The organism is Staphylococcus caprae (assembly GCF_002902725.1).
GTDB lineage: Bacteria > Bacillota > Bacilli > Staphylococcales > Staphylococcaceae > Staphylococcus > Staphylococcus caprae.
Genome location: NZ_PPRT01000043.1, coordinates 20,519 through 44,674, shown reverse-complemented (window position 1 = coordinate 44,674; position 24,156 = coordinate 20,519). Strand labels below are relative to the sequence as shown.

The following is a 24,156-nucleotide window of genomic DNA, read 5'->3' as shown; positions in this document are numbered from 1 at the left end:
CCCCTCTAATTGATATAGGAAACGTTTAAGTCACTGTATTTATCTCTAATTTTATTTAATGTTGATTCTGAGATTGCTTTGTTTAAAGGTAATACGACTAAACAATTATTGTCGCTCGTTTTGACTGTTTCATCACCAAAATCAACTTCCATATCTGTAATATCATTAATTAGGTGATTGACTTGTGCTTTATCTATTTCGCCATCGATTTCTAGCATTGGAAGCCCGTTATTAATTTCCACTTCTAAACCATTCACATTAATACCTTTGAGTTTGATTGTACCACCGCCAATTGAAATACCAATGACTTCAATATGACGACCATCCTTAGTGTCAGCTTTAATATAAGCACAGTTAGGATGTTGCCCAATACTTTCCCCGTCTTCTTCGATAATATCTACATCTATATGATCTTCTTTAGCAATATCTAAAGCTGATTTAATTCGATTATCAAATGTGCTATAGCCCATAGCACCACCTACTACAGCAACGTCTGTTCCATGTCCTTGATGCGTTTTAGCAAATGATTCATAATAATGAATTTCTACGCTTTTAGGCACATCTCCTAAAACAGCTCGTGCTGAGTTACCTATCTTTACTGCACCAGCAGTATGCGAACTTGATGGTCCCATCATAACTGGTCCAATAATGTCAAAAGCGCTTTGGTAATCATAGCTTTTAGCCATTATTAAACACTCTCCTTAACTCGATTCTTTTTCCCTGGCAATTTAAAACTAATATTCATTAAATCAAATTTCTTGATAAGTGAACTTAGAACAAATGCAAGTACTACACTTACTATACCCACTGCAACAATTGTTATAACTGAAGTTACTGCATTATTAAATCCGAATAATACAATCGCACCTGCGATAGGCGTTGCCATACCTTTTACGTTAATAACTAAGCCGCTAAATGTAACGATACAAGCATTTACAACTCCGATAATTGCATTTGAACCGAAGAGTTGTAATGGATAACGTGCAATTAAATCTATTTGAGTTAATGGTTCAATAAATACTGCGAATGCATTCGTTTTCTTACCAATGTGTAGTCTGCTGAATAAAACTGCGTTAGCAAATGAAGCACCTGTACATGTTAAGGCACCGATTGCCATTGGTATACCTGTTAAACCTAATAAACTTGTTAAAACCATTGAACTTAATGGTGTCATACCTGTAACTGGGATAACTAGTCCTAATATAACTGCTAATGCGTAAGGATTGTCATTACCTACAGAAGAAATAGCTGAACCAATTTGTTTAAGAACAGCGATGACCCCTGGTGAAATCAGATTTGCTAAACCAAATGTAATTGCTGGAGCCAATAAAATAACAACAATTAAATCTAGTCCTTCTGGAACTTTCTTCTCAATGAATTTAATTCCAAAAGCAACAATATATGCAGCTATGAATGCTGGTAATAATTTCTGATCATGTAATACTAAACCAACGATAACAGCAAATACTGGAGATACGCGTAAGTTTAAACATGTTAGAATACCTACTGCAATTCCGCTTAAACTTCCTGCTAAATCACCAATTTCTTGAAAAAATTTAATATGAAATACGCCACCAATAGCGTAACTTAAAAACGCTTGTGGTAAATATGTTGCACAAGCTGCCCCTGATAAAGCTTGTAAACCTTGTTTACCGTATGGCGCAAAATTTAAGAACAATGTCATAATTATAAGTACAAGTACTAGAGTCCCTACTCCTAGGATTATATTCATTTCCCCAAAACCTTCTTTCTGTTTTTTTAGGCCATAGCTATCGTACACCCTTAAGAAAGCGATTTCAATAATTTTTGTATAATAATTTAGTCTATATTGTGAAATTATTCACTAATTGCAATTATTATCACTTTAAAAAGTTTAAAATAGAATATATTTTGTTATTTGATTCTATTTAACACATTTTACACCATAACCCAAATAAATGTAAACGCTTTATTTAATTATCCCCTCAAATTTCAAAACATATTAATTATGTCTTATTACAATGTATAAAGTAACTAGTATACAACATTTAGGCGACTTTATTATTTTAACGCTTCAACTCTATTTATGTAACAAATTGCTCACAATTTTTAAGGGCTTCTTGCAAATTTCTTGTGCAATACGCCCTTAAATATGAATGTTTATTTTAAATATAACTTTTTACATCGATATTCATTGAATAAAAAGCAGAATTTTATCTTAACTTCTCTCTTACCTACACATTATAAATATTTTTGACCATTTGGAGGCCCCCTAACCCGATAGCTGCACATTACATTAACCTTTATTTATATTTTTTAGATAGTTTCTCAGCTAAAGTGTGGTTTCTTTGACTTAGAGAATACTCCAGTCTAGTAAGTGTCTCAGGCAATTGAAATATTAATAATAACAATTTACTCATACTCGATAATAGTTCTTTAGAAGAAACGACAGATAGTGACTCTATTTGTTCAATAAAAGGAACATGTCTACAATGTGCACTAATAAATATTTGTAAAGGAAATATCACTTTACTATTTTTATGAAGGTTAAAAAATACTTTAATGATGTGGTTTGAATATTTAATTTCTAAAATATTTTCGTGGACTGAGAATTTTAAGTCACATCTTTTCATTTCAGAGAGTAGCTTTTGTAGTACATATAAAAATATAGGAGCACTTTCGTTATTTTGTGATATATTCATTTCTTTTACCAATGTATCTTGATCAAGGGGGAATGGTAATTTTAGTGGTCGTTTCGTTTCTTTTATATTTAATTTTGTCATTCTTGAATAGGCGTTTATCATCTCATTCATTTGATGAGAGGGATAAAATTGAAGAAAATTCAACCTCTCCTCTTCATTCATTTTTAGCGTTTCATCTTTTATTTTGATAAAAACCTCTTCATTTTTCTTGTTAAGATCTTGAGTATGAGTCAGGGGATAGTGTCCGAATTGTATTGCTTTTTGAAGTTGATTTGAAGTAGGAAGTGAAATATCGTAGCGCTCAATTGTTAATAATAAATTAGGATATTCGAGTTCATTCATATATGCAAATGTTCTTGGTGACATGCGATATAAAGACTCACATAATTCTCGTTTTGAAATTAACATTTAATCATCCTCTCGGTGTCTTATTATCGTGCTGCTATATTATTTTCAAAATTATATTTTTATTAAACTTTTTAATTTATTTAATGTCAACGTTCATTTTCAAGGAAATATTTATTCTCTTAAGTCACATCAACAAAAAATCATTTTTGGTCTATTAACTTTTTAAAAGTCTATTTTCTACACAATTTTAATCAACGTTTTTCCAGATTTAGCAATCACATAAATCAAAAATTAAAAAACCATCGAATCCTCAAATCCGATGGTTTCCACCCTTTTATTTAGAAATTTTTAATAAATCCTCTGTTAAGTGCTTAGTTTGGTGATAAATTCGTTGATAGATATCATGATATTTTTTATATTGCTGGTGCTTTTCTTTATTAGGTTTAAATATTTCTTCAACTTTAATAAAGGATGCCACGCATGATTCTATACTCTCATACCATCCCAATCCATATGCTGCTAACATTGCGGCACCCATACTTGGTCCTTCTTCATGTTTCAATTTCTTAACTTCCATATTGAAAATGTCGGCTTGCAGTTGTAACCAAAACTTACTTTTAGCGCCTCCTCCAATAGATGTAATCGAGTTAATCTCATGTCCCGCTTCTCGCATTAATTTTATAGAGTCATATAGTGAATATGTAATACCTTCAACTACTGCACGTGCAAAATCGGCTTTAGTATGTTGTCCACTTATTCCTATAAAACTCCCTCTAATTTGCGAATCACCATGTGGTGTCCGCTCGCCTGCTAAATATGGCGCAAATAATAGACCATTGGCACCTAGTTTTGATGTTTCTGCATTTCTTAAAATTGTTTCGAATGAATCATTTTCAAAGAAGGTCTTCTTTAACCAATTTAAACTATAACCAGCAGCTAATGTGACTCCCATCGCATAATACGTATCTGGGATACTATGATTGAAGAAATGAAGGTTATGATCATAAGCAGTGACATGATTATATTCGACATTTAACACTACGCCAGATGTTCCAACACTACATAAAGCTTCCTTATCATTAATGACTCCAGCGCCTATCGCACCGCAAGCATTATCGCCACCACCTGCATAAACTGCAACATCACTCTCAAACCCAAGTTCTTTCGCAAGCGATGATTTAATATATCCAACACATTCGTGTGAATGAACTAATGGTGGATAGAGATCATGAATGTTAAATCGTGCGCCAACTTCTTTCGTCCATTGATTCGTTTGTGGGTTTAAAAGTAATGTACTCGCAGCGTCACTGTATTCCATATGTATTTGATCAGTAAGACAATATCTTAAGTAATCTTTAGGTAGCATAAATACATGCACTTGTTCCCAAATATCAGGTTCGTGCTGTTGAACCCACAACATTTTAGGTAACGTAAAGCCTTCTAAAATAGGATTATAATTGAGTCGCTCTCCGTATATTTCTTTAATTTGGCGACATTGTTCTGAGTTTCTCGTATCATTCCACAAGATTGCTCTTCGTAATGGCTTGCCTTGTTTGTCCAATATGATTAAGCCATGCATTTGTCCTGAAAAAGAAAGACCTTTAACTATCTTATTCTTTAACATTTGGGAGCTTGTTATACGTTGGATGCCACGTTTCGTGGACTCGTACCAATCGTCAGGATTTTGTTCGCTATATCCAGGTTGGTCTTGGAATAATTCTAATGGTTCGCTGACTGTATCTAATACTTCTCCTTGATGATTGACTGCAATAATTTTAATTGCGCTTGTTCCTAAATCAATGCCTAATACAACTTCTTCCATCTTTTGTTCACCTTCTCATTCAAGCAATTATGTATAAGCGTTTTCTTTATATCTCTATCATAAACGCTCTGTCACAGTATGAAAACGTTATATTAAAAAAGTAGGCACATTTGTACCTACTTTTATTGGAATAATTATTACTGATATTGAGCTGTTACTTCTTTGTAGGTTGGGATTGATGCTTGTGCGCCTTTTCGTTGAACAGTAAGAGAAGATGCCTGGTTAGCAAATTGAATCGCATCTTCAAGGTTGCTCAAATCCGTTTCCAATCGACTCACAAAAGCACCAATAAATGTATCTCCTGCTGCAGTCGTATCAATGGCTTTGACTTGATATGCTGGAACAATGTGAGATTCATGTTGCGTGGCAAAGTACGTTCCTTGTTCACCTAGCGTGATAAGTACTGTTGAAATACCGCGCTCAAAGAAGTAATCTACCGTTTGTTGCATATCGGCTTCATTTTTTATAGTAATTCCAGATAATCGTTCTGCTTCAGTTTCATTCGGAATAATGATGTCAGTGAGTGAAAGTAGTGAATCTGGCAAATCAATTGCAGGCGCAGGATTAAGTATCGTTGTTACACCATGTGCTTTAGCTATTTTGAACGCTTGTTCAATGGCTTCAATAGGAATTTCTAATTGAGCAACAACAAAATCTGCTTCTCTAATCGCTTGCTCACCATGATTGACATCTTCAGCATTTAAAGTCATATTCGCTCCACCATAAACCAGAATTGTATTCTGTCCCTCATTAGTCACAGTAATAAATGCTTGTCCTGTTTCTTCATTTTCAGAAGTTAAGATGTAGTCAGTATTGATAGAAGCTTCTTTAAAATCATCGATGATAAAATCTGCGTTTTCTTCTTTACCCACTTTGGTTATAAATGTCGTATCTGCTTCCAATCGTCTAGCAGCAATAGCTTGGTTCGCACCTTTGCCTCCACCAAACTCTTGTTGCGCTTGATCGATATGTAACGTTTCTCCCGGTTTAGGAAAACGTTCGACATTAATAAATTTATCGACATTTGTAGATCCTACGATTACCACTTTATTCTTACTCATTCGAATGGCACCTTCTTTATATATATTATGATTTTTAAATTTTTGAATACTTTAAAACGTTACGTTAGATTCCAGTATAATATTTGAAAAAGGTGTCGTTTCACCTGTTCGTATATTTCCTTCATTCAAAGGCGATTGTAGCATTTCTTTCATTTTAGAATGCGGTATAAATTCAATGATTACATGTTCATTGATTAACTGCTTAATTGCTTTTAATTGTTTCGAATTATGCGTCTTTATCTCTTCGGCTAAATATATTTTTTGAATTTCTACTTCAGTTAGCACATTTTCTAACACATCAATGAAACGAGGCAAACCTTTCGTGACAGCTATGTCTATACGCTTATCATCGTTTGGTATGGGCATACCTGCATCATTAATTGTTAATAAATCATAATGACCTAACGTTGAAATTGCTTGTGAAATATGACTATTTAATACTTCTGTCTTTTTCATAAATATCAATCCTTCACTATATTATTTAATAAATACTGTCACAGATGCTGCGATAAGTATTAAGACTAACCCGACAATGGTAATCATCAATTCTTTTGGCGTTTTCTTTTGATTTAAAAAGAAAATTCCAGTTAATGTAGCTAAAACTACAGATGTTTGTGAAAGTACGAAGCCAGTAGCAAGGCCATTCATATTGGGTTGAGCTGAAATTAAATATGTTAAAGCTGCAAATGCAAAGAAGAAACCAGAGATAATCTGTTTCCAACTTACCGCTTCTTTAAAGGCATTGCCTTTTTGCATATTCATCAATGCATACATTACAGCGACAAGTACCATTCCAATGGCTTGTGGTAAAAATGCTTTTAGCCCACCAATATCAGTTGCTTGTGGTGCAGCTGAATAAACCCAGTAACCAATTTCTCCAATCAGTAATAAAATCACTGCTTTTCTAAGATTCTGACTATATTCTTGTTCACTTTTTTCAGTCCAAACCGTCATTCGTGCACCAATTAAAATGACAATCAGTGCAACAAAACCTACCACTTTATTCGCTACGCCGGGCCAATTTCCTAATGCGAAAACGCCCCATAATGAAGCACCTAATAATTGAAAAGCAGTTGTGATTGGCATTGCTCTAGAAGAACCTACTAACTCGAATGCTTTAAATGTAATGATTTGTCCAAATGCCCATCCTGCACCTGAAATAATTGAAAATACGAGCGCCATTCCTCCAGGTATGCCAATACCTTTTACTAAGGCTAATACAATAGCAAAAATGAGCGTACCCACTGTCGCCCCGAAGATTTGGTTAACTGGACGTCCACCAAATTTAGAGGCAATTGTTGGGAACAGCCCCCAACCTAATAATGGTCCTAATCCTATTAATAACGCTATGAAATCCATAAGCCACCTCTTAGTCATCAAATTTATGTATGTAAAACTTTTACTCAATCATCATACTATTTCTATATTTGACTGTACACGCTTACAAAAGATGTCATAAAAAATTCGCAGATGATTTGAAAATTTGTTTATAAAAGGCTATTTAAGCTTGCAATCAGAAATAAGTCACTTTAAAATTAAATGTTTTTATCAGAGAATTTCATTTCATAAAAAATACACCTTCAAAGTGAATTCAATTTCAACTTTAAAGGTGTATTTCGATACATTATATTCAATTTTAACGGTTACCTACGTCAGAACCTACATCAACCGTTTTTTTGTTCTTATCGTACACCGCACCTTGGACACTACCAAAGTTAGGGTCATTACGTTTTTCTTCAACACCATAGCCGAGACTCTTGAAGATATTAATATCTTCATCGCTCATAGCATTTTCATAGAAGATTGTTCCACCATCATTATAAAATCGTGGTTTATCAATCGATTCTTGAAGTGTACCATTACCATTTAAATAATCCACAATTGTTTCGTCTAATATTGTTGGGATTTTGTTACCACCTGGAGTACCAATACCCATGTAGAAATTAGGTCCTACTACAATTGAAGGTGAAATAAATGATCTTGGTGCTTTATGTGGCTCCCCATAGTTAGGGCTAGATGAATCTTTAGAGAAGTCTCCTAATGAGTTATTCATATAGAATCCTTCTTTCATGAAATCACCTGAACCAAAGTAACTTGAGAGCGTATTCGTTGTACTTGCTAACTTGCCGTTTTTATCGATAACAACAAAGTGAGTTGTACTTGTATTATCAGTTCTAATTTGGTTGAAATCACTACTATTCTCAGTATTACCGCCTACATTAACTTTATTTAATTGGCCTAGTAAATATTCATCAGAAAGACTTTCTTCATTACTTGCCTCTGAACCGTTTACGATATCACGGTTTTGATACATCAAGTCACGTGATTTAATCATTGCAGTGATAAAATTCGTACGGTCTGCATTATTTTGATTTTCTTTTTCATCTACTTTAAGACCTTGTAATGTTAATGTACCACCTAATGGATTAGATGATGAGTAAACTTTGTTATTTTTATATGTCGTGCTAACGGGTTCTTTAGATTCTGTTTTAAAGGTCGTAAAATCTTTTTCAGTCAATTCATTTTTCAACTGTTTAGATACACTTTTACCGACATCTTCATAGAAATAATCTGGACCTTTATCACGAATTTTCTTCAAGGTGTCAGCAAGCTTATTTTGTTTAACAACGTCACCTTCACGCACCGTTTTACTACCTTTGAAGAAAGGAGAATTACGGTCAATTTTAGATCCGTAAATTTTCAAACTACGTTCTAACTCTGAATCTACTTCGAATCCATCTTCTGCTAGAGGAATAACATAGTCGAAGATTTTCTTCTCGTCCATCTTACCTTCTTTTTCATGCATATCATGCATTCCTCTTACAAATCCTGGCGTACCAATTTTGTCACCTTGCTTGAAATTATATGAAGACATTGTTTTGTATTCATATAATTTAGGCACTTCACCATCTTTACCGTTATATGATAGCGTCGCACCCCCACCACCTAAACCTGAGGAATGAGGTTCAGTGACAGCAAGCGCATACGCAACACCTTCAGCCGCGTCAATGGCATTACCGCCATCTTCAATAATTTTATTACCTACTTTAGTGGCAATAGCGTTATTAGAGGCAACACCATATTTCTTTTGGTTACCAGATTGTTTATGGTTCGCTATTTTATTTTCATACAACGTGTCTTTATCCACTTTCTTTTCAGTCGTAATGAAATAAAAGAGGAATGAAATCACAATCGTTATAACTAAAATGACGCTTAAGGTCACTTTATTATATATATTCATATTTAGCTTGCCCCTTTTGAAAGATATTGCTGTTCTCCAGTTTTTAATTCATCTTGCTCGTATTTATCTAAACCTTCATTTGCCTTGGCAAATGTCACTAATAAAAAGATGACAATGACTAAAACGACAACAACGATTGGCAACCAATGTTTTTTAATATTCAAAAGTATAACCTCCACTATTATCAGATTTTAAGTTAATTGATTTATCTTTGATATTGTTATGGAAACGAATATGATCCATTTTGCTCATATCATCTTTAGAGATTCTACCGTCTTTAGACTGTATTGGAGTGATATGGAATTTGTTATTTTTTCCGTTCCAATCTTGTTGTACAATCATACCTTTTTGATTTTTAGATAAGAAGTCATCTGAAGTTGTATTACCTAAGCTGTAGAAGATAGGTGTTTTCTTGTATTTTTCCACCTTTTGAACTACTGAATTATGACCGATAATGACATCCGCACCAGCATCAGATAACGCGTGTGCATATTGTCTTTGTCTATCCGTCACGTTACGTTCATTAGGAATTCCCCAATCAACATTCACAACGACATAATCATTATTCTCTTTCAATTTTTTAATCAATGGATAAAAAATTTCAGGATCTAAACTAATTGATGTCGTGTTTTTTAAAGGTTTCGTATAATTAGATTCAATATCAGTAAATGATACATTTGCAATTTTCTTACCTTTAATCTCTTGTTGAACGGTTTTACTATTGATTGGGTTTGAACCATTACCTGTTAAGAAGTTATAACCTGCTTGAGATTCTACTCGTCTCATCAACTCTGTCGCTTGAATATTATCAATGGATTGGTTGATGAGGTTCACACTCTTAATATTTTGCTTACGTAAGAACATGATGTTTTCTAAGTTTTTATTAAGTTCTTCTTTTTGATCTTTTGAAAATTCATTAACCAATAGAGAAGCAGTAGAAAAATCACTATTCTTCAAAGTGTCTTGAATACCTGAGAAAACTTCATTGAGATTATTTTGACGAATGTGTTTATTTAACGTAATGTTACCTAAATATGTAATTCGAATACTATTGCCACTTTTAGCATCACTTTTAACAGGATTGACATGTATTGCTTTTATAGCAAATACCAATAAAACTAAAGCTATTAAAAGGACAATCGCCGTGTAAAGCGTGTTTCTTCTTTTATGTCGTTTCGACTGTTTAAGTAACCACTCACTGGGCGATAATCGTTTTTTCTTTTTCATTATTACGCGCTCCTTGTTCGTGATTAGTTGATAAAGCTATATAAGAATAAGATGACATAAGTAATACATGTTAATAACATCGTTGATGATAATGTGATTACGACACCTTGTTTTTGAATTGTATTTGCAATGATACCTGGGATGACAACACCAATACCTGATACTTCTACCATTTCAAATGGTGTCAGAGGATAAAGGAGGTCAAATATAAATTTCAGTACCATACCTGTCAAAATCATGGCAGCGAATTTTCTTCTACCATATAAAATCACCCATTGACTAATACCGTTATTAACAATAAAGAATGTTAAACAACTAATAATTAATACCGATAATAACATTATGGGCTGATCAAAAATTAAAGCTAAATAACCAGGAACAACAAGTCCTGCCGGGTTAATCCCGAATTTCTCAGCAAAAATTAAACTGAGAACTACACCTACGAATAAGGAGAAATATAACTCTGAACCTATCATTTTATTCTATCCCTTCTATGAATTCCGCTATTCTTCCACCCGGGCCGTGGATATTTCCGACACAAAAGACAAGTGCATTTTCAGCTTCATGCATAATTCCTTTTTCAATTTCTGAGAATTCTTGCCCTTCGTAATTTAAATATTTCTTTTCTGGCATTTTTTGCATAAGGTTTGAAACCAATTGCGTACTTTTACCAGTACAAATTAATACATCATAATCAACATCTTCTAAGAAATTCTCAACAAATAATTGTGTTCTATCAATTCTATCCGAACGACAATTAAGAATAATGATTTTCTTATTGTATGGATAATTATATGATTCCACTTTGTTCAAAATTGCCTTTGTAGATTTGGGTTCGTTTGCTGCAAAAGCATTAACAAACACATTTTTTGTGTTATTTGCATGGAAATATTTAATACGCACCGCGCCTGGATCCGCTGGGGCATTTAACATACCTTGAAGTGCTGTCTCGTGATCAATACCAACAGCTTCTGCAATACCTAAGACAATGGCAACATTATCAGGGAAGACTAAGTAGTCAAATTTTCTTAAGTATGATTCAGGTATTTCATCTTTATCTACGACGATTAATTCCGAATTCCGCTTTTTAGCTTCTTTCGCAAAGAAATCAGTATATTCATCTTTCATTACAACTAATTTACCGTTGTAAGGAATCGTTGCAGTAAAGGCTTGAGCCACATCTTGAAGTGTAGGACCTAATACGTCCATATGGTCCTCCATAACATTTACGATGACGCCAATATTCGCCTTTACCAAGTCTTTTTGGAACGTTATTTGGTAGTCAGGGTTTACAGCCATACACTCATTAACAAGTGCGTTTGCTTTTTGCTTAACAACCTTACGAATAATATCACGCTGTTCACCGATATTAGCACCTTGAGGTTTCCTAATTACATCGTATTCTTTCTGTGTGAACCAGTACATCATTCTTGCATCTGTTCCTGTCGTTTTACCAATTACTCTGTAATGGTCTTCTCGAAGGATACTGTAAGCCATCCGAGTAATTGTTGATTTCCCACGAATACCATTGATATTAATTCGTATAGGAATTTTATTAAGTCGATTCGCATGACGTCTTTTCTCTTTTATACCGAGCCATAGAATCAACAGGACACACACTATAATGAGAATCAATCCATCTTACCTCGCTTTTCTGTGTAATATTAAATTGTTAATGGAAATGATAAACAACTGATTTTAAATTAATTAACTCACAATCTTTACAAAAATTTAAAACGTTTCCATCAAGTTAAGTCTAAAGAAAAATTTAATCAAAAGTCAATATAATATATATAATTCATCTAAATTTGTTACAAATTTTTTATTCTCTAACTAATAGTAGACTATCATGTAGGTATTGACTCAGTTTTAACTCCTTTAATACAAGATTAAGATAATGTAAAGAAATGTAAATTTTTATGCATGTTTTCTATGGTTTTTGCTTATTAAATATTAATTTTCGTATTTAAATTGTACAAATCTTAAATTTTCATCATTATTTTTTGTAAAGTAATAAGAACTTTACTTTGAATTTACATTAGATTAAAGATTAGATGTTATGTTGAGTATGAAAGTTACTACGACCTTAGGAGGATATGGATGGATAAACCAGTAAAACTCGCTGTTGGCATCTATCTTGCAATCATTTTAGTCACTTGTAGTTGTTATCTTGCTTTTATACTGATCGGTAGTTTACAAGGTAAAGATATGAGTAGCTCCGTGTTAGATAGTGATCACTCTCATATCAACAACACATCTAGAAATAGTGATGAAGACGTAAGTTCAACATCAAGTAGCTCAGATTCATCTCATTCACATTCATTCACGAATACTAATTACCAAATGGTAGATTCAAATAAATCTCAAACAAATAATCAGACTCAAAAAAATGCGAATTCAAGTTATCAGGTATATTGATAACTGAATTCGCATATTTATTAGTGTAATAATTGAAATTGTTTAGGTGTCACGTGATACTTTTCTTTATAGACTTGAATAAAATAGCTTGTAGTTGAAAAACCACAACCCATAGCAACTTCAGTGACATTGTTAGAAGTAAGCGTGAGTTGCTTTGCGGCCTTTTCCAAACGATAGTGGAGTAAATATTGGAAAGGCGTGAGACCTACATATTTTTTAAACAATTTAATCGTTTCAGAATTGCTGATTTTCGATATTTCACTTAAGTCGCGCATCCCTATTTTATGTTCATAGTGCTCTTGAATATAATTAATGCAGTCTTTGACTCTTGGGTCGAAGAAATAATCGTTAATACTCTGGTCTCGATCAATGAGTGTGATCAGTTGTTTTAAACATAAATAATACTCACTTAAAATATTAAGTTGATAGTGCGCTCCCCTCTCTTCAAATAATTCCCCCACGTGTTTAACCTTTTCAATTAAAATTCTCTCATCTTGAATTTCTGTAGTTAATTTCATAAAAGGATGGAAGTCTATTTGATTTATAATTTCATTTACATATTTAAAGTTGACGTAATCAGTTGCATCGGGTAAACCGATATTCCAACAATAAAATGACGCATCCTCTTCTTTATCTTCTATTTCATGTACGATATTCGTATTGATAAATAATCCTTCATTCTCCTTCAATATCACGTTTTGCCCAGCAATTTTAATATTGATCTTTCCGTATGTCACAACCATCAATTGCAAATTATTATGCCAATGTAACGGGATATAACCTAAAATTGTTTGATTAAGTTTTGTATGTAAGATTACATGTTGCCATAATACCTCTGGATATTGAATGACTTCTTCTAAATTGTCTTTCAACTTAATATTTATTGTCATGGTTAACAACCTCAATATATTGATACTTTTTATCGAAATAGATATATATTTTTTATTATATACCATATATGATGTGATTAATCATCTATTTGGAGGTGGCAATTTGCTAAGTCACACGGAATCTAGAATAAAAGGTATTTGCTTTGCAGTGATAGGCGCAAGTTTATGGGGCTTAGGCGGCACTGTTTCCGACTATTTATTTAAATATGAAGGCATTCAAATAGACTGGTACGTGACTGCGCGCTTAATCATCAGCGGGTTATTTTTATTAATGATATTTAAGATTATGAATCCTAAACAATCTGTATTTATTATTTTTAAGCACCTCTCCCATGTAGTGACGCTACTTATTTATAGCTTATTTGGAATGCTAATTGTTCAATATGCCTATATGTCTTCAATCAATACTGGTAACGCAGCTGTTGCCACACTACTTCAATATATTGCGCCTGTTTATATCATATTGTGGTTTGTATTTAGAGGAAAAGAGCGGTTAAAAATATTTGATGTCTTGGCAATGATTTTAACACTTGTTGGTACTTTCTTACTGCTAACGAATGGTTCTGTATCGAAGTTAGTCGTTGCACCTTCAAGTTTATTTTGGGGCATTTTAGCTGGACTTGCTTTAGCATTTTATACTATTTATGCGAATCAATTATTGAATAAATATGCATCTATTCTCGTTGTCGGATGGGCAATGATTATTTCTGGCCTTTTGATGAATCTACGTCATCCCATTTGGCACGCTCATTTTTCACAATGGCATAGTTCTACTATCACGTTTTTAATTTTCGGTATTATTGGAGGCACTGCATTAGCCTTTTATCTTTTTATTGATAGTTTGAAATACCTTTCAGCGAAAGAAACGACATTGTTTGGAACAATCGAACCTGTCGTAGCCGTTGTTGCCAGTAGTCTTTGGCTAAATATCACATTTAAACCCCTACAAATTTTAGGAATGCTATTGATTATGTTACTCATTCTCATCCTTTCTTTGAAAAAGCAACCCGAAGGTACATAATGAGCCACATACACATTCATAGTCCGTCATAATTAAATATGTAAAAGCTCACAAGAAACATATTCAAATGTCTATTGTGAGCTTTTCTTTATCATTTGTCTTTATTAATAATACTTTTCAGTTGTTCTAAGAAACGTTGGCGTTCAGGTATTGGGAATATCGGATAAATATGAAACAGATTATACCCTTGAATAAACTCGTGACTGATACCTTTTTCATTCAACATATGTGAAAGCTTTACTGCATCAGGGTACAACGTTTCTTTCGTACCAATTGCAATTGTAATATGCCCTAAACCGTCTAAATCCCCATTGATTGGAGAGATTTTATAATCATCTAGCGACGTGTTACCAGCCCATAACTCTACTAAATATTTACTTCCTTCAATACCTAACATTGGGTCCTCTTTTTCATATTTTTGAGCTTCAGGATTGCTAAATGTCGCATCTAATACCGGTGAAATTAATACAATATGACTAGGTTGTGGCATGTTATCTTTTTTAAGTTTCTGAGCAAAGGCCAACGCAATTTGACCACCTGCTGAATCTCCCATGATCGTCATTTGGTTTGAATCATCTACTTTATTAAGTAAATGAGGATAAAGTTTGTTTAATAATTCAAATGTTGTACGATGATCTCTGTGCGGAACTTTTGGATAAATAGGCATGACAACCTTGGCATCTAACGTGTCTGCCATTAAATCAATATATTCAAAGTGAGAATCTAAAGGATCTTGAAACCATGCCCCACCGTGAATATAAAGAATCGTACGTTGATCACGATTGCCTTTGTCATTGATGATATAAACTAATGAACCGTAATAGTCCTTAATTTGGACTTTATGTCTAAATTCATAATCTGTACCATTATACTTTCCAGCCGTCACATGTTTGGTTTCCTCTAAAGCAGCTTTGGCATCTTCAACATTTTCAAATGTCTTTTTCATTCCTGACATACGTATCATTTTTTCCTGTAAAAAGCTCTTATAGCTTCTTTTTTCTTTTACTCTTGCGAATAAAATTGTGCCCATAATCGTAGAACCTATAATAGTAACTAATTTTTTAAACATGGGCTTTCTACCTCCTCGTTTTCTATTTAATTTAATTTTAAATCAAAAATAGAAAAACGTTGAGCAATTGGCTTCATCTTAAATCTGTTTGACTATTTAAGATTGATAAAGCCATTACCTAATACATCACGTACATCGTGGATCACGAGAAAGGCACTCTCATCATAAGAATTGACGATTTTTTTCACTGTACCAATTTGACTTTGAGAGACCACCGCATATAGGACATCTGTATTATTTTGTTGATAAGCGCCTTTACCACTAAGCAATGTGGCGCCTCTTCCAGTTGCTTGGAAAATGTCAGAGCTAATTTCTCTATTGTATTTTGAAATCACGGTTACAGCCTTTTTAGGATTGAAACCTTCAACTACAAATGCCATTGCTTTTTCTACTATGAAAAGCATGACTATCGTATAGAGTACATTTGTAACCGGCAATACAAGAAGGAAAGATAATACGACTAAGGCATCTAGTATCAATAATGCTTGAGAGGTTTTAACTTCAGAATATTTACTGATAATTCTCGCGATGACAGAAGTACCGCCTAATGTGCTTTGTGCAGCAATCACTAGACCCGAACCAATTCCTATAAGTAGACCGGCGAATACAGAATTAATAAAGTTTTCATGAATACCTAGTCCAAAATGCTCTGTTAAATCAAGAAAGATAGAACTTGCTGTGATCGTTATGGCTGTGTAAATAGCTGTTGTACGACTTAAAAATTTCCAACCCACAACAATGAGTATGGCATTAATGATGAATGAACTAAGCGCAGGTGAAATTCCTAATGTATAGTTTAAAATAAGTGAAAGTCCGATAGCGCCACCCTCACCTAAATTACCAGGAATAACAAACATATTAACGCCAAGCGCTATAATAAGCGTACCGAGTAAACAGAATATAATATTTTTCAAGTGTTCTTGACGGCGTTTTTTCTCCATTTGAGCCTCCTCCATGTCAACTAAGATTTTATTTGTTTGATTTTTCTTATTCTTGAAAAGTCACACGTATTTAATAGTAACACGAAGTATTTGACTGCCCAATCAATTAGGGTTGAGCGCAACTTCATATAAGCGCACTTTCACCTCATACATATACTACCAATACGTCAAACAAGGCTGAGATAAACAATAATATCCCAGCCTCGTATTATAAGAAGTGAAGTCTACTCTTACGACTCCCTATACTTATTTTTATTCAATTGCGTCGTACATTAATTGAAGTTGATGTTCAAAGGTTTGCATATCAATAAAACGACCCTGTCTATGCATCTCTTTACCATTCATAAAAATCAAGTCAACAGGAACTGTGAAAATAGAAAGTTCCCCTGCAATATCTTGAACTTGCGATTGGTTAATAACCCCTAATTTTGCATGCGGATATTCATTTAACAAATCTTGAATTTGAGGGAGTACTGCATGGCAAACACTACAATGCTCTCTCATGACATGAATGACCACAAGAGGATACGTTTGAACCAGTTGATGAAATTCTTCTATGCTTTGTATGTTTTGACACACGCTAAACACCTTCAATCCTATAAATTTGTTTAATATAGTAGTACGAGTTACTTTTATCTCTTACTGAATCTATTCGCTTTTTAGAATATCTTGAAATACTTGTGGCATTTTTGTAATTTTTTGTTGCTCAAGATGATAGAATCCACCCATTTGAGATCCTACGCAATGAATTTTGTCCCCAGACGAAATTTCAAATTTAAAGACCCATTTCAATTTACTCGCTTGCACTAACCAACAACGACCGATGGGACGATCATGTATCGTAACAGGCACTTTATACTCTATTTCAGTCTTCATCAATATTGGTGAGATGTGATTTTTCAACATCGCTGAATAATTCATATGTTGATTGATAAATACTGTTCGTAAATCTTCAAACCATCTTACATACACAATGTTACTTACAATCCCCATTGCATCAATATCATAATTATTTACTTCTATTTCTTTCTCAGCTACTAATTTACCTTCTTCACTCATGATGATTACTCCTTATCTATATATTCACTTATATTTTAAATGTTTAGATATTTATTTTCATTAAAAGTGCTAACGAAATGTTTATGACATCATTTGAAGGAGCTTTGTCATAAAAATATCTTAACTTTATTCTTTTATATCATGGTATAATTATTGTGAAATAATTCACAATAATAGGAGGTTTTACTATGAAAGCGTATAACTATGTTAAACCTGGCGTTGCGGAACTTATCGATAAAGAGAAGCCTGAAATTAAAGAGAGCACTGACGCTATTATTAGAATGGTAAAGACAACCATTTGTGGAACAGACTTACACATTATTAAAGGTGATACACCTGAAGTGACTGAAAATACAACTTTAGGTCATGAAGGTATCGGTATTGTCGAAGCAGTAGGTAGCAATGTAAATAATTTTAAAGTTGGAGACAAAGTTATCGTCTCTGCAGTTTCATCTTGTGGTAAATGTTATTACTGTAAAAAAGACATTTACGCACATTGTGAAAATGATGGTGGCTGGATTTTAGGACATTTAATCAATGGTACGCAAGCTGAATATGTTAAAGTTCCTTTTGCAGATAATTCTTTATATCACGCACCCGCTTCTTTACCTGACGAAGCACTCGTCATGTTATCAGATATTCTACCAACTGGATATGAAATTGGCGTATTAAAAGGTAAAGTAAAACCTGGTAGCACTGTCGCTATCATCGGCGCTGGGCCAGTCGGATTGGCCACTTTATTAACTGCTCAATTCTTCTCTCCTTCTAAAATTATTATGATTGATTTGGATGATAATCGTTTAGAAACAGCTCAATCACTAGGTGCAACACACGTTGTTAATTCCAAAAATGCTGAAGAAGCTATTCAAAAAGTAAAAGAACTCAACCCTCGTGGCGTGGATGTCGCTATTGAAGCTGTAGGTATTCCACAAACATTTGATTTATGTCAAAAACTTATAGGTGTAGATGGAACCATTGCTAATGTCGGCGTTCATGGTCTACCAGTTCAATTTGATATTGATAAACTTTGGATTAAAAATATCAATGTAACAACAGGTTTAGTTTCAGGTAATACGACTGAAGAATTATTAGAAGCTTTAAAAAGTAAGATTATTCAACCTGAACAACTCGTCACACATTATAGTAAGTTAAGTGACATTGAAAATGCATATGATTTATTCAGAAATGCTACAGATCACAAAGCAATTAAATTATTAATTGAAAATGATATTACCCCAGCATAAGGCGAACTCTTTTTTACAACATTAAAAATAAGCATTTAATTCTTACTCAATCATTTTGTTAAAGATGACCAAGTTTGAATTAAATGCTTTTTATTTAGTTAAAATTCTCAATGTTACTTAAAGTAGAAGTATAAGTAACCAATAAAAATAGGAATCGTTGTCAGAGAGTTATTTAGCATATGTACCATCATACTATCTTTTAAATTTCGCCTTCTATTATAAGTAATATAGAGGGCACATCCCATTAAAAAATATAATCCGTAGGAGAATATATTTGATGATAGATGTTGTGAACTGAATACCATTGATGAGATGATTAAAGGCAACCAGAAACGACTTTTCATAAATAAAGTTTCTTTGAAAATTCCTCTAAACACAAGCTCTTCAAGATAAGGTCCTATGAAACAAATACATAATACTGTTACAAGTACAATAGTAGGATGAGGTAAATGACTTTTATCTACAAGTGAGCTAAGACTTTCATCTATTGTTTTTTCATTCTCTGTGTTTGTATCACCTGTAAAATAGAGCATTAAAAGATTAGCACTAATACTACACATAATCACCAGGAGAAAGAAACCTAAATTAATTAAAATGTCTCTTGCTCTCATTTTATAGTGTTGATATTCATATGTACGATGTAAATAATATGACCGCACACCCCATACAATAAGTAACGCTATCCCTAGAGTAAGCATACTTATGGCAATCGTATACCAATCATTTAGACGCAATGATAAAGGAAGTGCTACTAGAGATATGCCTACTGGTATTTGTATAGCAATTGACATGACAAAGATGATTAAGACATTGAGGATTTTATTACCTTTGTGCCTTTCATTCGACTTTTTGTCTAGCTTGGAATCAATCATGCCCCATATCCACCCTTCAACTTGTTATGACATACATGTGACTTATACCTCTACATTGCAATTTATCAATGCTTATGTCAATAAAGATGTAAAAAAACAAGCTAAGACCTCAGTACTCAGCTTGTTTTTCCAAATTGACAGTACACTTATATTAAGTACTTCCAATCCTAGTCATCTTACAGCGGGCTTACAACACGGGTCTATCCCACTTCCACTTAGCTATTATTTAATTGTCATCATGACCTTTCCTGGATCAACCTCTTTAACGTCTTCAACATTTAAAGTACGCGCTCCTAGATTTGTAATAATCACTGGTGTAATGATACTTGGAGCATTTTCTTTCAAGTAAGCTAAGTCAATCTTCATTAATGGTTGACCTTGCGTCACTGTTTCATCGGCATGGACTAGGCTCTCAAAACCTTTGCCATTTAATTTTACAGTATCAATGCCAATGTGAATCAATACTTCTACGCCTGAATCTGATTCTAGACCAATTGCATGTTTCGTAGGGAAAACGGTTTTCACTGTACCATCGAAAGGTGCGACGATTTCACCCTTTTCCGGAATAAATCCTACACCATCACCCATCATCTTTTCAGAGAACACCTTATCAGGAACCTCAGAAAGTGGGATGATGTGACCATGGCCAGGCGCAAAGAGTTCTGTTTCACTCACATCTTCGACATGAATCGGTTCATCAGAAACATCTTCAGTCACTGTCGTTTCACTAGGTTTAGTAATTTCACCACTCATAATTTTAGCCATGTCATGCTTAATCTGGTCTGATTTAGGTCCGAAAATGGCTTGCATATTATTACCAACTTCTAGAACACCTGAAGCACCTAAAGCTTTTAGACCTTGTACATCTACTTTAGATTTATCTTCTACTTCAACTCTTAAACGCGTGATACAAGCGTCTAAATGTTTAATATTCTCTTTGCCACCCATAGCTTCTAAAACGGCAAATGGAAGTTCACTTGTTGAGGTACTCTTGGTAGCAGTTTGTTTATCTTCACGGCCAGGGGTCTTAAAGTTAAATTTAGTGATAAGGAACCTAAATACAAAATAGTAAATGACTGCATACACTAAACCGACTGGAATCACTAACCACCAAGACGTTTTATTAGGTAAGATGCCTAGTAAAACATAATCAATAAATCCTCCTGAGAATGTATAACCTAAATGAACATCTAATAAATATAAAGTTAAGAATGCTAAACCATCAAGTACAGCATGTATAAAGAATAATAAAGGTGCAACGAATAAGAATGAGAATTCTAAAGGCTCTGTAATCCCTGTTAAGAATGAAGTTAATGCTGCTGAACCCATTAAACCAGCAACTATCTTTTTATTTTCTGGCTTCGCTGTGTGATAAATCGCTAATGCTGCTGCAGGTAAACCAAACATCATAACTGGGAACTCACCTTGCATGAATTTACCAGATGTTAAGTGTGCGCCTTCACGAATTTGTTCTATAAAGATACGTTGATCCCCTCTGATAATGTCTCCTGCTGCATTTTTCCAAGAACCGAATTCAAACCAGAACGGCGCATGGAAGATATGATGCAATCCAAAAGGAATAAGTAATCTCTTAATAAAACCAAATAAAAATACCGCTAAACCTGTATTAGAATCGAGCAATCCTTCACTAAATGAATTTAGGCCCGTTTGAATATAAGGCCAAATGATTGCCATTGGAAAAGCTAATATAAACGAAGTCGTAGCCATCATAATAGGTACAAAGCGTTTACCTGCAAAGAAACCTAAATATGATGGTAATGAAATATTGTAAAACTTATTGTAACACCAAGCGGCGAGCGCCCCTACGATGATACCGCCAAATACACCTGTTTGTAATGTTGGTATACCAAGTACATTAGCATAACCTTTAGAAGGATCACCAAGTTGCTCAGATGTAATATGTAAGAATGCTCCCATTGTCTTATTCATAATGATAAATCCTACAAACGCTGCTATAGCTGCTACACCATCACCGCTCGCAAGACCAATGGCTACACCTAGTGCGAATATGATTGGTAGATTATCAAAAATAATTCCACCAGCACCTGTCATCATCGTAGCAACCTGTTGGACAATACCATTCTTTATGAATGGTAAATAGTGTTGAAGTGAATCGCCTTGTAAAGCTGTACCTATTGCTAAAAGTAAACCGGCAGCAGGTAGAATCGCAACTGGAAGCATTAATGCTTTACCAATACGTTGTAACTGCCCAAATAACTTTTTAAACATGTTAAACATTCCTCTCTATCTATAGTAAAAGCGTACATTGGCATAAAAAAAGACATGAACAAACAAGACCATCACTTTCTAGATATCTAGAAAAATGGAAACTCTCATTTGCTCATGCCTGCATGACCAGTAACACGCAATGTTTACTATTTATTTACAATTAGTATACACACTTGATTAAGCGTTTACAAGACAATTCTTTATTTTTTCAAATAAAAAGAACCCGACGCATAAGCCGAGTTCTTTAAGAAGCAACTATTATAAGAAACGTTTAGCTGCTACAGAGATTGGTGGGATTTGATCAAAGTCTAAGTTTTTATCTTCAGTGATTGATCTGTAAGCCCATCTACCGTAACCAAGCGCTTCTTCGTTAACGATTTTACCTGGTAATGGCGCAGCGTTAGGATCAACGTGAACGTCAACGATAGTTGGAACGTCTTGAGCCATAGCTTCTTCTACGATATCGTCTAGACGGCTAGCGTCTCTAACAACATAACCTTTACCACCAGCAGCTTCAGCGAATTTAGCGTGATCCATGTCAGAGAAATCAATCGCATATTCTAATTCACCAGCAGCTTGTTGTTCATATTTAATGAATGATAATTGTTTATTGTTTAATACGAAAATTGTCATTGGTAAATCATATTGAACTGCAGTTGCGAAGTCTTGCATTACCATTTGGAATGCACCGTCACCAGCAATAGCTACAGCTTGACGATTAGGGTATGCAATTTTAGCTGCCATAGCACCTGGAAGACCGCAACCCATTGTACCTAACCAACTTGAGATGATGAATTTATTGTTTACTGATAAGTTTAGGTAACGTGTTGACCAAACTGTTGCAGTACCAACATCTGCTGAGATGATTGCATCATCTTTTAAGTTAGCATTGATTGCTTTCATTAAGCGTTCTGGACGTAATGGTGATTTATTATTGTTCTTATCTTGTTCCATCCATTTATCCCAAACAGCTTTACGTTCTAATGTTTTATCTAAGAAAGCACGTTTAGCTACGTGTTTAATATTTTCAGTTAGTTGATGGAAAGCAACTTTACTGTCGCCTAAGATACCAACATTGATATTGAAACGGTGACCTAAATTAGCTTCGTTTGTATCAATTTGGATTGCTTTAATATTTTTCTTAGGTAGGTAATCTACGTAAGGGTAGTTTGTACCAGCCATGATTAATAAGTCAGCATCTTGAATTGTTTGATAAGATGTTTTTGTACCAATTTTACCTAAGTTACCAATGCTGTATGGATGGTCATCAGGTAAGATTGTTTTAGCTGGTAATGTGTGAATTACTGGAATTTTTGCTGCTTCAACAAATTCACGTAATTCGTCTTTAGCATGTTGTGTACCAACACCAATAATCATTACTGGTTTTTTAGCTTTATCGATTAATTTTGCAGCTTTTTTGATGCTCTTGAATTTTGGTGATACAGGTTTTGGTTTAGTTGTATCAACCGCTCTGTTAGTTGTATCTTTAATTTTTTGAGTTAATAAGTCATTTGGACAAATAACTACTGCTACACCTTTTTTCTCATATGCAGTGCGGATTGCTTCGTTAATGATTTCGAATACGTTGTCACCTTTTTGAATTTGGTGATTGTATACTGAAACATCTTCACATAATTTAGAAAGATTTGTTTCTTGGAATGCTTTAGTTCCTAATAAAGTACTGTTTGTTTGACCAGATAAAATTAATTGAGGAACGTTATCCATTTTAGCATCGTACATACCATTTAATAAGTGAACTAAACCAGGTCCACCGATACTTAATGCTACACCGATTTTACCTGTCATTTTAGTGTAACTAGCAGCTGCTAAGCTTGCTACTTCTTCGTGACGTACATGGTAGAATTTAAATTGATCTCTTACCGTACGTAAACTATCAACTACTGCGTCGATTGAGTCACCTGGAATACCATATAAATGGTCGATGTCCCAAGCTTGTAACGCTTTAACTAATGCTTCGTTTGCTTTGATTTTTGCCATTTTTACAAATAGCC

The 24,156-nt window shown here is 34.0% G+C and carries 23 protein-coding genes; 3 read left to right on the top strand and 20 right to left on the bottom strand.

What is annotated here, in order from left to right:
* Window positions 1-5: 5 nt before the first annotated feature.
* From sdaAB to pgsB, 12 genes are all read right to left on the bottom strand, one after another.
* Window positions 6-686: an L-serine ammonia-lyase, iron-sulfur-dependent subunit beta gene (gene sdaAB, locus CD155_RS09275; protein WP_103213150.1), complete on the bottom strand. Its 681-nt coding sequence runs from the start codon at window positions 684-686 to the stop codon at window positions 6-8.
* 2 nt (window positions 687-688) lie between these two features.
* Window positions 689-1,732 (bottom strand): PTS sugar transporter subunit IIC, encoded by a 1,044-nt coding sequence (locus tag CD155_RS09270; RefSeq protein WP_037541661.1) that lies wholly within the window; start codon window positions 1,730-1,732, stop codon window positions 689-691.
* A gap of 550 nt (window positions 1,733-2,282) precedes the next feature.
* The gene (locus CD155_RS09265; protein ID WP_103213149.1) at window positions 2,283-3,089 is read right to left on the bottom strand and encodes a hypothetical protein; all 807 of its coding nucleotides are present in this window, start codon (window positions 3,087-3,089) and stop codon (window positions 2,283-2,285) included.
* 274 nt (window positions 3,090-3,363) lie between these two features.
* On the bottom strand, window positions 3,364-4,851 hold the full coding sequence (gene xylB / locus CD155_RS09260; protein ID WP_103213148.1) for a xylulokinase: 1,488 nt from the start codon (window positions 4,849-4,851) through the stop codon (window positions 3,364-3,366).
* Between the two features lie 137 nt (window positions 4,852-4,988).
* Window positions 4,989-5,912, bottom strand: coding sequence for a ribokinase (rbsK, locus tag CD155_RS09255; RefSeq protein ID WP_103213147.1), 924 nt, complete (start codon window positions 5,910-5,912; stop codon window positions 4,989-4,991).
* Between the two features lie 51 nt (window positions 5,913-5,963).
* Window positions 5,964-6,368 (bottom strand): D-ribose pyranase, encoded by a 405-nt coding sequence (gene rbsD / locus CD155_RS09250; protein ID WP_103213146.1) that lies wholly within the window; start codon window positions 6,366-6,368, stop codon window positions 5,964-5,966.
* 21 nt (window positions 6,369-6,389) lie between these two features.
* Window positions 6,390-7,271, bottom strand: coding sequence for a ribose/proton symporter RbsU (rbsU, locus tag CD155_RS09245; protein ID WP_103213145.1), 882 nt, complete (start codon window positions 7,269-7,271; stop codon window positions 6,390-6,392).
* 277 nt (window positions 7,272-7,548) lie between these two features.
* Window positions 7,549-9,153 carry a gamma-glutamyltransferase gene (locus CD155_RS09240; RefSeq protein ID WP_103213144.1) on the bottom strand — a complete coding sequence of 535 codons (1,605 nt, stop codon included), beginning with the start codon at window positions 9,151-9,153 and terminating at the stop codon, window positions 7,549-7,551.
* Between the two features lie 2 nt (window positions 9,154-9,155).
* Window positions 9,156-9,317: a hypothetical protein gene (locus tag CD155_RS09235; protein WP_002444294.1), complete on the bottom strand. Its 162-nt coding sequence runs from the start codon at window positions 9,315-9,317 to the stop codon at window positions 9,156-9,158.
* Window positions 9,307-10,380 carry a CapA family protein gene (locus CD155_RS09230; RefSeq protein WP_103213143.1) on the bottom strand — a complete coding sequence of 358 codons (1,074 nt, stop codon included), beginning with the start codon at window positions 10,378-10,380 and terminating at the stop codon, window positions 9,307-9,309. Before CD155_RS09230 ends, CD155_RS09235 begins: the two co-directional genes overlap by 11 nt.
* Before the next feature lie 23 nt (window positions 10,381-10,403).
* Window positions 10,404-10,856, bottom strand: a complete 453-nt coding sequence (gene pgsC / locus CD155_RS09225; protein ID WP_002444299.1) for a poly-gamma-glutamate biosynthesis protein PgsC — start codon at window positions 10,854-10,856, stop codon at window positions 10,404-10,406.
* A gap of 1 nt (window position 10,857) precedes the next feature.
* Window positions 10,858-12,015 (bottom strand): poly-gamma-glutamate synthase PgsB, encoded by a 1,158-nt coding sequence (gene pgsB, locus CD155_RS09220; RefSeq protein WP_103213142.1) that lies wholly within the window; start codon window positions 12,013-12,015, stop codon window positions 10,858-10,860.
* Between the two features lie 465 nt (window positions 12,016-12,480).
* Between pgsB and CD155_RS09215 the strand changes: the two genes are divergently transcribed.
* Window positions 12,481-12,798, top strand: coding sequence for a hypothetical protein (locus tag CD155_RS09215; protein WP_103213141.1), 318 nt, complete (start codon window positions 12,481-12,483; stop codon window positions 12,796-12,798).
* Between the two features lie 20 nt (window positions 12,799-12,818).
* Here CD155_RS09215 and CD155_RS09210 read toward each other — a convergent pair whose 3' ends face one another.
* On the bottom strand, window positions 12,819-13,688 hold the full coding sequence (locus CD155_RS09210; protein WP_103213140.1) for an AraC family transcriptional regulator: 870 nt from the start codon (window positions 13,686-13,688) through the stop codon (window positions 12,819-12,821).
* 19 nt (window positions 13,689-13,707) lie between these two features.
* On the opposite strand from CD155_RS09210, the gene CD155_RS09205 reads away from it, so the two are divergent.
* Window positions 13,708-14,709, top strand: coding sequence for a DMT family transporter (locus CD155_RS09205; RefSeq protein WP_370444531.1), 1,002 nt, complete (start codon window positions 13,708-13,710; stop codon window positions 14,707-14,709).
* Window positions 14,710-14,800: 91 nt separating this feature from the next.
* Here the strand turns inward: CD155_RS09205 and CD155_RS09200 are convergent, their stop codons facing one another.
* The 4 genes from CD155_RS09200 to CD155_RS09185 form a co-directional block, all read right to left on the bottom strand.
* Entirely contained in the window at window positions 14,801-15,778 is a 978-nt protein-coding gene (locus CD155_RS09200) for an alpha/beta hydrolase fold domain-containing protein (RefSeq protein ID WP_103213138.1), read from the bottom strand.
* 92 nt (window positions 15,779-15,870) lie between these two features.
* Entirely contained in the window at window positions 15,871-16,719 is an 849-nt protein-coding gene (locus CD155_RS09195) for a YitT family protein (protein ID WP_037541670.1), read from the bottom strand.
* Between the two features lie 252 nt (window positions 16,720-16,971).
* On the bottom strand, window positions 16,972-17,298 hold the full coding sequence (locus CD155_RS09190) for a thioredoxin family protein (RefSeq protein ID WP_103213137.1): 327 nt from the start codon (window positions 17,296-17,298) through the stop codon (window positions 16,972-16,974).
* Between the two features lie 69 nt (window positions 17,299-17,367).
* The gene (locus CD155_RS09185; protein WP_103213136.1) at window positions 17,368-17,778 is read right to left on the bottom strand and encodes an acyl-CoA thioesterase; all 411 of its coding nucleotides are present in this window, start codon (window positions 17,776-17,778) and stop codon (window positions 17,368-17,370) included.
* Window positions 17,779-17,966: 188 nt separating this feature from the next.
* On the opposite strand from CD155_RS09185, the gene CD155_RS09180 reads away from it, so the two are divergent.
* Window positions 17,967-19,022: a zinc-dependent alcohol dehydrogenase family protein gene (locus tag CD155_RS09180; RefSeq protein ID WP_103213135.1), complete on the top strand. Its 1,056-nt coding sequence runs from the start codon at window positions 17,967-17,969 to the stop codon at window positions 19,020-19,022.
* A 113-nt stretch (window positions 19,023-19,135) separates the two neighbouring features.
* Here CD155_RS09180 and CD155_RS09175 read toward each other — a convergent pair whose 3' ends face one another.
* The 3 genes from CD155_RS09175 to CD155_RS09165 form a co-directional block, all read right to left on the bottom strand.
* A complete protein-coding gene (locus CD155_RS09175; RefSeq protein ID WP_002444317.1) occupies window positions 19,136-19,894 on the bottom strand; it encodes a CPBP family intramembrane glutamic endopeptidase in 759 nt (252 codons plus the stop codon).
* A 222-nt stretch (window positions 19,895-20,116) separates the two neighbouring features.
* Complete coding sequence (gene ptsG, locus CD155_RS09170; RefSeq protein ID WP_103213134.1) at window positions 20,117-22,144, bottom strand: glucose-specific PTS transporter subunit IIBC; 2,028 nt, start codon at window positions 22,142-22,144, stop codon at window positions 20,117-20,119.
* Window positions 22,145-22,402: 258 nt separating this feature from the next.
* Window positions 22,403-24,142, bottom strand: a complete 1,740-nt coding sequence (locus CD155_RS09165; RefSeq protein ID WP_002444321.1) for a pyruvate oxidase — start codon at window positions 24,140-24,142, stop codon at window positions 22,403-22,405.
* Between the last annotated feature and the right edge of the window lie 14 nt (window positions 24,143-24,156).

What these genes read in the sequence shown, in the direction of transcription:
- sdaAB (WP_103213150.1), bottom strand. Translation starts at nt 686, where the DNA reads ATGGCTAAAAGCTATGATTACCAAAGCGCTTTTGACATTATTGGACCA.
- CD155_RS09270 (WP_037541661.1), bottom strand. Translation starts at nt 1,732, where the DNA reads ATGAATATAATCCTAGGAGTAGGGACTCTAGTACTTGTACTTATAATT.
- CD155_RS09265 (WP_103213149.1), bottom strand. Translation starts at nt 3,089, where the DNA reads ATGTTAATTTCAAAACGAGAATTATGTGAGTCTTTATATCGCATGTCA.
- xylB (WP_103213148.1), bottom strand. Translation starts at nt 4,851, where the DNA reads ATGGAAGAAGTTGTATTAGGCATTGATTTAGGAACAAGCGCAATTAAA.
- rbsK (WP_103213147.1), bottom strand. Translation starts at nt 5,912, where the DNA reads ATGAGTAAGAATAAAGTGGTAATCGTAGGATCTACAAATGTCGATAAA.
- rbsD (WP_103213146.1), bottom strand. Translation starts at nt 6,368, where the DNA reads ATGAAAAAGACAGAAGTATTAAATAGTCATATTTCACAAGCAATTTCA.
- rbsU (WP_103213145.1), bottom strand. Translation starts at nt 7,271, where the DNA reads ATGGATTTCATAGCGTTATTAATAGGATTAGGACCATTATTAGGTTGG.
- CD155_RS09240 (WP_103213144.1), bottom strand. Translation starts at nt 9,153, where the DNA reads ATGAATATATATAATAAAGTGACCTTAAGCGTCATTTTAGTTATAACG.
- CD155_RS09230 (WP_103213143.1), bottom strand. Translation starts at nt 10,380, where the DNA reads ATGAAAAAGAAAAAACGATTATCGCCCAGTGAGTGGTTACTTAAACAG.
- pgsC (WP_002444299.1), bottom strand. Translation starts at nt 10,856, where the DNA reads ATGATAGGTTCAGAGTTATATTTCTCCTTATTCGTAGGTGTAGTTCTC.
- CD155_RS09215 (WP_103213141.1), top strand. Translation starts at nt 12,481, where the DNA reads ATGGATAAACCAGTAAAACTCGCTGTTGGCATCTATCTTGCAATCATT.
- CD155_RS09210 (WP_103213140.1), bottom strand. Translation starts at nt 13,688, where the DNA reads ATGACAATAAATATTAAGTTGAAAGACAATTTAGAAGAAGTCATTCAA.
- CD155_RS09200 (WP_103213138.1), bottom strand. Translation starts at nt 15,778, where the DNA reads ATGTTTAAAAAATTAGTTACTATTATAGGTTCTACGATTATGGGCACA.
- CD155_RS09195 (WP_037541670.1), bottom strand. Translation starts at nt 16,719, where the DNA reads ATGGAGAAAAAACGCCGTCAAGAACACTTGAAAAATATTATATTCTGT.
- CD155_RS09185 (WP_103213136.1), bottom strand. Translation starts at nt 17,778, where the DNA reads ATGAGTGAAGAAGGTAAATTAGTAGCTGAGAAAGAAATAGAAGTAAAT.
- CD155_RS09180 (WP_103213135.1), top strand. Translation starts at nt 17,967, where the DNA reads ATGAAAGCGTATAACTATGTTAAACCTGGCGTTGCGGAACTTATCGAT.
- CD155_RS09175 (WP_002444317.1), bottom strand. Translation starts at nt 19,894, where the DNA reads ATGATTGATTCCAAGCTAGACAAAAAGTCGAATGAAAGGCACAAAGGT.
- ptsG (WP_103213134.1), bottom strand. Translation starts at nt 22,144, where the DNA reads ATGTTTAAAAAGTTATTTGGGCAGTTACAACGTATTGGTAAAGCATTA.
- CD155_RS09165 (WP_002444321.1), bottom strand. Translation starts at nt 24,142, where the DNA reads ATGGCAAAAATCAAAGCAAACGAAGCATTAGTTAAAGCGTTACAAGCT.